The organism is Loktanella sp. SALINAS62 (assembly GCF_018263905.1).
Taxonomy (GTDB): Bacteria; Pseudomonadota; Alphaproteobacteria; order Rhodobacterales; family Rhodobacteraceae; genus Loktanella.
Genome location: NZ_JAAFZU010000033.1, coordinates 1 through 9,681 on the forward strand (window position 1 = coordinate 1; position 9,681 = coordinate 9,681).

Consider the following 9,681-nt stretch of genomic DNA (forward strand, 5'->3'; position numbering starts at 1 on the left):
TCGTCCAGCAGTTCCTTGGAAATCGTCATCGTCCTTGCTCCTCTCAGGAAGCATGGACCAGATCCCAGTTACACAGAAGATCGGACACTCTCGATTTCGCCGTTCAACAATTCATCACGCATTCTTCCGTTGAAGCTCTCGCAGTAACCGTTTTCCCAGGGTGACCCGGGCTCAATGTAAGCCGTCTTGGCTCCCACGGCTTTGATCCAATCCCTGACAGCTTCGGCGATGAACTCCGGGCCATTGTCTGACCTGATGTAAGCAGGCACACCGCGCAAGATGAACAAGTCCGTGAGGGCATCGATGACCTCAATTGAGTTAAGCTTTCGTTTCACCCGGATCGCCAAGCATTCTCGGCTGTGTTCATCCAAGATGTTGAGTGTCCTGAAGGCCCTGCCATCATCCGTTCGATGGTGCACGAAGTCATACGACCAGACGTGGTTGCGATACTCGGGCCGAAGACGGACGCACGATCCATCGTTCAGCCAGAGCCGCCCCTTCTTTGGTTGTTTCATTGGCACTTTGAGCCCCTCACGTCGCCATAGACGTTCAACCCGCTTGTCGTTGATCTGCCAGCCTGCATCCCTCAGCAAAGCCGCAACCCTGCGGTAGCCATATCGGCCGAACTGGCGCGTTAGCTCGATCATATCTGCGATCAGGCGTTCTTCGTCAGCACGGCCTTGCGGCGACCGCCGTTGTGTAGATCTGTGCTGGCCCAACACGCGGCAAACTCGTCGCTCAGATACCTTCACCTGGCAGCGCACATGATCGATGCAGGCCCGCCTACGCGAAGGGCTCAGAAGTTTCCCGATGCGGCCTCCTTCAAGATCAGCTTGTCCAGCGTCAGATCAGAAACCGCACGCCGTAGGCGCTCGTTCTCTTTCTGTAGCCGCTTCAGTTCCTTAAGTTGCTCCGTGCCCATTCCACCGTACTTCTTCTTCCAGCGATAATAGGTCTGTTCCGTCACACTGATCTGTCTGATCGCGTCAATCCGGGGCATGCCTTGCCCCATCAGAACTTCAACCTGCCGTAACTTCACGACAATCTCTTCCGGCTTGGGTCTCTTAATGGCCATCTCTGGTCCTCCGCTTTCCTAACTATAGGGGCGGACCACTTCAAAGGGGGAGGCTCAACCAAAGGCGACTGACTGGGTCGCCAAATTCCAATCGGGTTTCGTGGTCACGAGGGAGAGGCGGGTCTGATGATCGCAAAAGCAGGCCCATTTTGAATATGGAATAGCTGAATCAAACGATCTTACTTATCGGCATGTATTCCATCATCCTGCCGACCGGGTTCGACACCGGAAAAATGTCGCCAAACACGATTGCGCGGAAGAGCGGTCTATCTTGGGACACAGTGTGGGATGTGCAGCACGGACAAGGCAACCGTGTCGTGCGTCACGCCCCTCACCTTCCAAGCTGGCCGAAGTCGCGGGTCACAAGCCCGATGGTGCGCGCCATCCTCGTCGCCATCCGCCGACTTCGAGCGCCTCACTCCTGTGTATGACCGGGATCCAGCCCCAAATTAAACAAAACCGGCTCGATAGCTCAGTCCGTCGCGCTGAAAAACGCCACCGCCCGGCAAGGACGCGGAGGCTTCATGGTCCGATCCACCCCGTTCCTGCCGTCTGCGCAACCGCAGACGCCGCTCGGGCCGAAAGCAGCTTGATACGGTGGGCAGGCGAACTTGCTTGCCGACGGTAGACCTCTTGGGAAGTGTTGGTTAGAAGGGATATAAGAAAGAAACACGACGCATTAACTGAAAAAGCGAAATCCAATGGTAAGACCCGGCGTAAGTGTTGTCATTACATTTTACAATGAAGTAGAGTTTTTGGACTTAGCTTTAAGTTCTGTCTTAACTCAGAACATAAATGAAATTGAAGTCATTATTATTAACGACAACCCGGATCACTTTGACGATAGTTTCTTTCAACGCGGCGGGTATATCAATAAAGCCCGTGTGATACACCACAATGCGAACAAAGGCCTTTCTGCCGCCCGCAATACTGGAATTCATGCCGCAATTTATGAACATATTGCTTTCCTCGATGCTGATGATTATTATCTGCCTGGTGGACTAAAAAAGCACTATACCCACTCCAAAGGCTGTGGCGCGGATATAACTCATGCGCATACAATTCTCGCAAGAATCAACCGAAACTTCGGAAGATTAATGTCGACGGATTTGCGGATGTCCAAAACTGTATTTTTAACTGGAGAAGCCCGTCTAACCGGTGCGCTGGAGCGAGTTCACAGCTGGGCAAGTATCTACAAACGCGATTTTCTAATCAACAATAATATATTTTTTGATGTCGCCCAACGTAAATTTGAGGATCGATTGTTCATCGTCGAAAGTATGATCGCTGCCAATACCATCGCTATTTTCGCTGAACCTGTGCGAGTATGGCGCCGACGTGCAAATTCGATTTCGACCTCCAGAAAATCTCTCGAAGAATCAAGAATGAAACTCGATTTGTTTGAGAAGTGTGTTTGGGCTTGGCGTAACTCAGACGTTGAGAATAAGCGATATTATCAAAGTGCCGAAGTTGTTCGTCATGCTATAAACCTCGTATTCCAAGACGACATTGCAGAATGGGTCAATCTTGAACACAAAGAGTTAATCAAAGATTCACAATCGCTGAAGGAGCAACTGAGACGGTTTCTCACTAGAGAAAATGTTTCTCTCGAAGAGATCGAAAAATCAATTTTCATACATAGCCATCGTTATGCAAAAAATGAATCTGGAAATGGTAAAATCACAGCTAAAGATCTCTATGATTATATCTCAGCTATAATCGAAGGCGATGGCGGGGAGATGAAAGCTATTTCAAAAAAGGCGCGAGTAAAAGAGCAACAGATCCCAATCTTGTCAGAAAGGTTAGAAGGGGGAACGCAGGAAATAGATAGTTTAAAAATATATATACATTTCGGTACGCATAAAACTGGTTCAACCTTTGTACAGCAACAGTTGAACGCAAATTATGATACACTGAAGGCGCAGGGCATTCTTTTCCCCAAGACCGGTTTTGGATTTCATCATAATTTTGGACCCGTAAGGCCAAATGGTTTGCCTGGCCATCAAGGTTTAATCGTGGCAATGAAGAAATCTGATCCTAATACAATTAACGCGTTGCAAGATGAAATTAAAGATTCAGGTTGCAACAAGATTATCATATCGGCTGAAAATCTATGTGATTATGAGACACTTAAGGCAGGCGTCAATAGTGCAAATATCGCACAAAGTTTGGCTAGACTCAAACTTAAAGGTGCCTTTATACCTGTGATCTACTTCCGTCGCCCTGATCACTGGATTGACTCTTTTTATCGCGAGGATATCAGCAACGGTGGAGCTCTAGCCTACCAACATCCTGACGAATACTTTAACAATCAGCAGAACCGTCTGAATTATGCTGAAACTGTCCGTACGATCGAGGCCGCCTTGGGTCATGAGGCTCGGATTGCCAGCTTTGATTCTGCAGTAGCTGGTGAAGGATTATTACAGTCATTTTTACGGCTTTGCGACAGTTCTGATGTTATTAGCCACCTCACCATCTCAGGATCTGTTAGTCGATACGTTAGCCCATGTAACGCGCAAATTAGAATGTCGCGTCTGATCTCGTCTTTAGTTTCGGATAAAACGGTGCGGGCCAATATATTGCGAAGTTTCTACGCATTAACGTTACCCACTGACCAGAAGTCTCCTCTCATCTCCATTGGTAGCCAAGATCGTGCTATTCAGATTTTTAAAAAGACTTCAGCTAAATTCCTCGAACAGCGAGGAGTTGATATGAAATTTGACGCCTGGAGCGCCAGCCCGGTATCGGTCGAAGTCAATATTCCAGACAGCTATTTGAATATATTAGCGCAGATTGGCGTGATGCATCAAACCGAGATTAACAGCCGTGTATCATACAAAAATAAAGCGCCAAGCGATTTGGAGCGCGTAAAGACAGCATTCAAATATAATTATAAAGAAGCATTGAAGCTATCTCCACGTCCTATACGCGCGTTTGCAAACATATATCTTAAGTTGACTAACAATAGTGCGTATAAGACCTTAAGAAAGAGCTTGATTCGCCTAGGCTAATATAATGCAAACAGACATCGAACATTGGTTTTTTTATGATTTTAGTACTGAATCTGCACTTAAGGAAGAAAAGATATGGCTGGCAATAAGTCGAGGAAAGATAATCCCGCTAAAACGAAATTAAGTAATAGCGATGTAGTTTTTCTACACATAGGAAAGACCGCTGGATCCCACATCACACGGTTATCGCGGCAAGTTAAAGATTTGTCTGGTGTATCTATTTCAACGGCTCCTCATCAGGTTCGCCTGATGGATATACCAAATGATAAGCCCTACTTCTTTTCGATCCGAAACCCAATTTCGAGATTTAAGTCTGGTTTCTATTCTCGAAAACGTCGCGGAAGTCAGTTGGCGCCAGAGGGCTGGAATCCAGTTAAAGGTCCAGGCTGGACGCCTAGTGAAAAGATATTATTCTCAGAATTTGAACACGCGAACGATCTTGCCGAAAATCTATATTCCGACGGAATTCGTGGTGTTCGCGCCATGTATGCAATTACATCATCTGATCATATTGGTCGCCATCAAATTGATTGGTTTTTCAAAAGGGGTTATTTTCTTGATGAGAATCCACCAATTTGGATCATTCGTCAGGAGCATTTTGATACTGATTATACTACTTTCATAAGAAAGGCTAAATTGCAGGTCGAATACGAAAGTCTTAAGGAAAATTTGGTTGCCGAACGAATTCACGCGAGTGACTATTCGGACTCACCTGATTTTAGTGATTTAGCAATTAAGAATTTGTCTCGCTGGTATAGTCGTGATTTTATTTTTTATGATATCTGCGTTGCGTGGATGCAGAAAAATATCTGATATGAATGAAGATTTTATCTCAGTCTTTCATCCGGTGTCGGCAAATCGTGGCCGAGGCATTTGCGCGGCGTTGCATTGAGGCGATGGCAAATCGACCTTAAATATCGATTTGTCAGCGCCGTCGGTGCCGTTGATCTGGGAAGGTAGCGGCGCAATCTGCTGTTCGTGTTCTCGACCGTGCCTTTCTGGTATGGCGCTTGCGGATCACAAAACCACGCGTCTGCGCCGATCCCATCTTTCAACCGCTGCCAGGCTGAGAACTTCGTCCCACGATCGAAGGTGATCGATTGTCGCGCATCCGCGGGCAAGGGTGCCAGACCTTTAACCAAGGCTTCCATGATCGGTTTGGACTGGCGGTCCTCATTGCGCATGACGACGCGATAACGGCTGACGCGTTCCACCAAAGACGTCACATTCACCTTTCCATGCTCCTTGCGGAACATCATCAGATCGCATTCCCAATGGCCGAACTCAGTGCGCTCAGTGATACTCTCAGGCCTGTAAGACAGGCTTTGGGCGTCAAAAATATGGGTGCGGTTGTGCCGCCGTTGCCCCGTGGCCTACGGCGTTTGCGATGTTCCGGCAGGTGCCTGTAGAACTGTTCGGCAAGACCGTCTTTCGAGTAGGCAAAGCGATAGATTGTCTCGTGGCTCACGCGGACCCCATGGTCTTCCAGACGCATCCGACCGGCGATCTGTTCGGGAGACCAGCCAGCTTTGAGGCGATCCTCGATGGCAATCTTCAGTTCAGGATGCAGGACCAGCTTGCGGTGCACCGCACGACGGCGCTCGTACATCTCCTGTGCATTCAGAGCGTAGTAGCCATCCAGGTTGGGCAGTTCCTTGTCATCGTAGTGGTTCCGGCGCAAATCCCGATAGACAGTCGATGCATCGCGACCCAGGCGATCGGCAATCTCAGCGATCGGCATTCTGGCTTCACGCCACTTTGCAATCCTGCGGCGTTCTTCCAGGCTTAGGTGAGAGTAGGTGCGTCCCATTGATCAACTCCATGCAATCCTCTGTTTTGATACAGAAGTTGCACTTCATTTGTGAATCCACCCCCGCTTACACAGACTGTTGCAACCAAGTAGAAATGTCCCATGGCGTGCAAAGTAGAAATGTCCCAGGCGCGGTGTGGCAGCATGGCTGGGCAGGGCGGAGACCTCAAATATCGCAGCCCTGAACAGCCATGCTTTTTTGATCATTCGGCGGAATGTGGCGCGGCAGCTTTGGCCTTTGCCCGCCGCGCGAGCTTCGAGTTCCAGCCCTCGGTATTGCGACGCCCGGTTGGTTCATAGCGCGTCTTCTGCTTGCCCGCACGACGCGGTTTGGGCGACGCCTTGTCCTGTTCGGCCTTGATATGTTCCAGCACCGCGCTGAGATGCTTGTTCTCGGTGATCGCCGCGTGCGTGACGCGCTGGTCTTTGTCAAAGATGGAGTAGGGCAGCGACACACCCTGCCAGCGGAACTCCAGGTGGCCATCCGGAAAAGCATAGCTGTCGACGTATTTGCCAACGAGGCCGCGCGTGACTTCATTCTCCGCCAGAATGATCCGTTGCCGCTCGAATGAGAACGCCAGCTGCGTGCCGACGTAGCGTTCGTCGCGCAGGCAAAAGACATCGCGCAACCGGTCTGGTTCGATGTTCATCGGCCTGTGCAGGTTGTCAGGACGGCGCGGGACCTTCGCAAACTTGGCGTTATAGCGCGCCAAGAAGCCGGGCAGGAACGCGTTGGCGGCGTCCATGTCAGCGATCCCGGCCAGCCTGAGCTCCTTGACCAACCGATCCTGCAGCGTGCGGTTTGACCGTTCAACACGACCCTTGGCCTGAGAGCTGTTTGCGCAAAGAATCTCTATGTTCAGCTCATTCAGGGCGCGCCCGAACTGGGTCATGCCATGACCTGTTTTAGCCCCTTGCTGGGACACACGGAACACAGAGTGCTTGTCGGAATAGAATGCGACCGGCCGGCCATGCGTTGCCAGATATAGGTCCAGCGCCTCGAAATAGCTGAACGTGCTTTCCGAGGGCACAAACCGCAGTTGCATCAGCGTGCTGGTCGCATCGTCAATGAACACCAACAGGGTACAGGCCGGCCCGCGATCCTCGAACCAGTGATGATCAGACCCGTCGATTTGGATCAACTCGCCCCGACATTCTCGGCGGAGCCGCGGCTGATGGAACGTGCGGCGCTGCTTGCGTGACAACCAGATCCCGGCGTCCTGCATCCATTTGCGCAGTGTCCCACGCGAGACCTTCAGATCGTGGTCTTCCGCCAGCTTCTCGGCAGCGAATGTGGGCCCAAAATCACTGTAATTCTCTCTGACCAACGTCACGGCGAACTCACGCACCGCAGGGTCGATCCAATTGTTGGATTTGCGACCACGCGCCTTGTGCCGAATGGCACCAGGACCTCCAGTCTGAAAATCCTTCAGCAGCCTGTGGACTTGTCGTCGGCTCAGTCCCAGCACGTTGGCAGCTGTCACAGCCGTCATCGCGCCTCGTGTAACTTGGCTCAGCACTTCAATGCGGTTCAGTTCGCGTTCGCTCATGATCACAAATCCCACGGCCACACTCCAATCCTGCTTGGTCGACAGGGAAGTGTGACACTTCTACTTTGCAGATGTGGGACATTCTAACTTTGCGCTTACACAGATGTTACGTGTAATCATGATTATGTCATTTGTATTGTGCCGCATGGGTGTCATGTGGCCCGCGATGGGCCCTTGGTGCGTTGCAGACCGATCTGCTTGATGTGTCTGATGCGAGTGGATTTCCCGGTTCCTCATCATCCCGTTTCACATTTTCTTGAACCGCGCCGGGTTTGCCGGAGTCTGAATTGTCTTAGTTACGCGGCCATGTCTGATCTTTCCAGAGCTGCATAGAAGTTTGCCTCTGCTTCGGCTGGCGGGATATTCCCGATGGGCTCCAGCAGACGGCGATTGTTGAACCAATCGACCCACTCCAGGGTGGCATATTCGACGGCTTCAAAGCTGCGCCATGGGCCACGGCGGTGAATGACCTCGGCTTTGAACAGGCCGTTGATCGTTTCGGCCAAGGCGTTGTCATATGAATCCCCGACGCTGCCGACAGAAGGCGCAATTTTGGCTTCTGCAAGCCGTTCGGTGTATTTGATCGACAAATATTGGGCGGATTCAACCGGTCGTCGCAACACCCCACTTTAGGAGGTGTAGATGACAAAAACAGGCAGACGAAAATCCGAACGGTCCACGCGGGCCAAATTATTCTCGCCAGGGCGACCGCCTGTCTGGCAGCGTGAAACTCTGTGTCGGTTTTGGCGGGGTATTGCGATGGGGCTTTCCAGTGAGGAAGCTGCAGTTTCGGCAGGTGTTTCTGCACCTGTTGGGAGCCGGTGGTTTAGAAGTTCTGGTGGAATGCCTCCCACACATCTCGCGCCCTCAGCTACTTTGCTTAAAAGCCGCAACCTGACCTTCGCGGACCGCGAGGAAATAGCCCTGGAATGTGCTCGTGGCACCGGTGTGCGCACAATAGCTCGCAAGCTTGGGCGGTCGCCCAGTACAATTTCACGTGAGATCAGGCGTAACTCGGCGACCCGAAGCGGAGACTTCGACTATCGCGCTCTGACAGCGCAGTGGCATGCAGATCGTGCCGCCCGGCGGCCAAAGATCAGCAAACTGACGAGCAATCCAAGCTTACACGACTATGTGCAGGACCGGCTCGCAGGTCTAATAGCCACGCCCGAGGGCGTCGCTTTTGATGGGCCCATCGTGGTATGGAAAAAACGGCGGGCTGTGCATCGACAAAGCCGACGGTGGTCTCTGGCGTGGAGCCCGGAACAGATCGCGCAGCGCCTGAAGGTGGACTTTCCGGAGGATCCAACCATGCGCATTAGTCATGAAGCCATCTATCAGGCACTCTACATCCAAGGTCGCGGAGCCCTGAAGCGGGAACTCTCAGCCTGTCTTCGCTCTGGACGGGCACTGCGCCTGCCCCGAGAACGGGCTCGAAACCGAGGTAAGTCCTTCCTCTCAGATGCGTTAATGATTAGCGACCGTCCGGCTGAAATTGATGACAGGGCGATGCCGGGACATTGGGAGGGTGACCTTATTCTCGGCCTTGGCAGCTCGTCGATTGGTACTCTGGTGGAGCGCACGACGCGCTTCACGATGCTTTTGCATCTGCCGCGCATGGAAGGCCACGGTAAAGCCAAGTCGGTCAGAAATGGTCCAGCTTTTGCCGGTCATGGGGCCGAAGCCGTCCGCGATGCCATCTCCAAAACCATCATGGATCTTCCATCACATCTGCGCCGCTCCCTGACCTGGGACCAAGGCGTCGAGATGGCACAGCATGCTCAGCTTCGGATCGACACGGGTCTCGAAATCTACTTCTGCGACCCTCAGAGTCCTTGGCAGCGCGGTAGTAATGAAAATACCAACGGTTTGCTTCGCCAATACTTTCCCAAGGGCACTGATCTCAGCTGTCATGGCACTGAAGAGTTGAGCGCTGTCGCCCATGCCCTGAATACAAGGCCACGCAAAACGCTCGACTGGCAAACGCCCGCAGAGGCACTCGACCGGCTGCTCAAACAGGATATATACGAAGGTGTTGCGACGACCGGTTGAATCCGCCTTGCGATCCGCGATCCGAGTGATGGACCAGTTGGTCCTGCGCTGGTCTACGTTGATGAATGGCCTGTTCCAAAGCATCCAGAACAAAGCCGGCATTGGCTGTGCGGCTTGCGCGCCAACCAACGATCCGCCGCGCGAACACATCGATGACGAAGGCGACGTAGACAAACCCCTGCC

4 protein-coding genes and 4 pseudogenes are annotated in these 9,681 nt (G+C 51.8%); 3 read left to right on the forward strand and 5 right to left on the reverse strand.

Features of this window, described 5'->3' with window-relative positions; translation table 11 throughout:
* Window positions 1–92: 92 nt before the first annotated feature.
* Window positions 93–1,075: pseudogene (locus tag GZH79_RS12015) on the reverse strand (IS3 family transposase); the annotation flags it as partial.
* A gap of 701 nt (window positions 1,076–1,776) precedes the next feature.
* Here GZH79_RS12015 and GZH79_RS12020 point away from each other — a divergent pair.
* Together GZH79_RS12020 and GZH79_RS12025 are read left to right on the forward strand one after the other, a co-directional pair.
* Entirely contained in the window at window positions 1,777–4,086 is a 2,310-nt protein-coding gene (locus GZH79_RS12020) for a glycosyltransferase family 2 protein (protein WP_211644032.1), read from the forward strand.
* Window positions 4,087–4,161: 75 nt separating this feature from the next.
* Window positions 4,162–4,899 carry a hypothetical protein gene (locus GZH79_RS12025; RefSeq protein WP_211644033.1) on the forward strand — a complete coding sequence of 246 codons (738 nt, stop codon included), beginning with the start codon at window positions 4,162–4,164 and terminating at the stop codon, window positions 4,897–4,899.
* 14 nt (window positions 4,900–4,913) lie between these two features.
* Here GZH79_RS12025 and GZH79_RS12030 read toward each other — a convergent pair.
* The 3 genes and pseudogenes from GZH79_RS12030 to GZH79_RS12040 form a co-directional block, all read right to left on the reverse strand.
* Window positions 4,914–5,896: pseudogene (locus tag GZH79_RS12030) on the reverse strand (IS30 family transposase).
* A gap of 203 nt (window positions 5,897–6,099) precedes the next feature.
* Window positions 6,100–7,461: an ISNCY family transposase gene (locus GZH79_RS12035; RefSeq protein WP_211644034.1), complete on the reverse strand. Its 1,362-nt coding sequence runs from the start codon at window positions 7,459–7,461 to the stop codon at window positions 6,100–6,102.
* 281 nt (window positions 7,462–7,742) lie between these two features.
* Window positions 7,743–8,045, reverse strand: a pseudogene (locus GZH79_RS12040) (integrase core domain-containing protein); the annotation flags it as partial.
* Window positions 8,046–8,088: 43 nt separating this feature from the next.
* Here GZH79_RS12040 and GZH79_RS12045 point away from each other — a divergent pair.
* Window positions 8,089–9,498 carry an IS30 family transposase gene (locus GZH79_RS12045; RefSeq protein WP_211644035.1) on the forward strand — a complete coding sequence of 470 codons (1,410 nt, stop codon included), beginning with the start codon at window positions 8,089–8,091 and terminating at the stop codon, window positions 9,496–9,498.
* Window positions 9,499–9,505: 7 nt separating this feature from the next.
* Here GZH79_RS12045 and GZH79_RS12050 read toward each other — a convergent pair.
* A pseudogene (locus GZH79_RS12050) lies at window positions 9,506–9,681 on the reverse strand (DDE-type integrase/transposase/recombinase); the annotation flags it as partial.

Coding starts and splice junctions, on each gene's coding strand:
- GZH79_RS12020 (WP_211644032.1), top strand. CDS start 1,777: ATGGTAAGACCCGGCGTAAGTGTTGTCATTACATTTTACAATGAAGTA.
- GZH79_RS12025 (WP_211644033.1), top strand. CDS start 4,162: ATGGCTGGCAATAAGTCGAGGAAAGATAATCCCGCTAAAACGAAATTA.
- GZH79_RS12045 (WP_211644035.1), top strand. CDS start 8,089: ATGACAAAAACAGGCAGACGAAAATCCGAACGGTCCACGCGGGCCAAA.